General features: G+C 77.9%; 2 protein-coding genes. Both read left to right on the top strand.

What is annotated here, in order from left to right; all coding sequences use genetic code 11:
* The coding region (locus QH470_RS34550; protein WP_280276594.1) for a DUF4129 domain-containing protein at window positions 1–441 on the top strand (441 nt) is incomplete at its 5' end.
* A partial coding sequence (locus QH470_RS34545) for a hypothetical protein (RefSeq protein ID WP_280276593.1) occupies window positions 438–1158 on the top strand: 721 nt, incomplete at its 3' end. The genes QH470_RS34550 and QH470_RS34545, both read left to right, overlap by 4 nt.

Genomic DNA, 1158 nt, shown 5'->3' with positions numbered 1-1158 from the left:
GTCGCGCGGGCCGCGACGGCGGTCATCGGCCTGGGGGGGGGCGCCAGCGCCACGCGGCGCCGCCCGGCGGCGCGGGCGGCCGCGGCGGAGCCGAAGGCCGCGGAGCCGCCGGTCTCGCTGGCCGACGTGGCCGAGATGGGCCTCGCCGCGATGATCGCCTCGGGCCAGGACGCCCGTACCGCGATCATCGCCTGCTATGTCGCCATGGAACGCGGCCTCGCCAAGGCCCGCGAGGCCGCGCCACTGATCTCCGACACGCCCTCCGAGGTGCTGGCACGCGCCTTCGAGCGCGGCGCCCTGCACGACGCGTCCGCCCGGGAACTGGTGGCGCTGTTCGAGGAGGCCCGTTTCAGCCCGCACGCGATGCTGGAATGGCAGCGGATGCGCGCCGAGCAGCTGTTGCGAATCGTGCTGAACGATTTGCAGGGAGAACGATTATGAACGTGCCCGCCCCGGCGAGATCGCGGCGCCGGGTGATCACCGGCGGCGCCATCGTGGTGGTCGTGGCCGTCGAGGCGATCGCGCTCGGCGACCAGCGCGACGCCCTGCCGCTGCTGGCCGGGATACCCGTGCTGATCGCCCTGGCCCTGCTGGTCCGATCGCTGGCCGAGCGCCGGCGCACACAGGCGCTGGACGGCCCGGACGACGACGAGATCGACAACGGGCCCGCGGAGATGTTGCGCCGCTGGCGGGCTCGCGCCCAGATGCTCGCCGAACGCGCCGACGGCTCCCGCGCCGACTGGGATCGGTACCTGCGCCCCCTGCTCGCCAAGGAATTCGAACTGTCCACCGGGCACCGGATCACGAAGAACCGGCGAGCCACCGAAGCGGCCGGACAACTGCTGTTCGGTCCCGAACTGTGGCGCTGGGTCGATCCGGCGAATTCGGCGACACGCGACCAGAACACCCGCGCCCCCGGGCGCGGGGGGGGGGGGGGGGGGGGGGGGGGGGGGGGGGGGGGGGGGGGGGGGGGGGGGCCCCGCCCCGGGGGGGGGGGGGGGGGGCCGCCGCCGCGCGGGGGGGGGGGGGGGGGGGGCGGGGGGGGGGGGGGGGGGGGGGGGGGGGGGGGGGCGGCGCCGGGGCCCCCCCCCCCCCCCCCCCCCCCCCCCCCCCCCCCCCCCCGCCGCCAAAAAACCCGGGGGGGTCGCGCCATAAACC

The sequence above is a fragment of the Nocardia wallacei genome, assembly GCF_029868745.1.
Lineage (GTDB): Bacteria > Actinomycetota > Actinomycetes > Mycobacteriales > Mycobacteriaceae > Nocardia > Nocardia wallacei_B.
The sequence above is the reverse complement of the archived record's forward strand: the minus strand, read 5'-3'. Positions and strand labels throughout refer to the sequence as shown.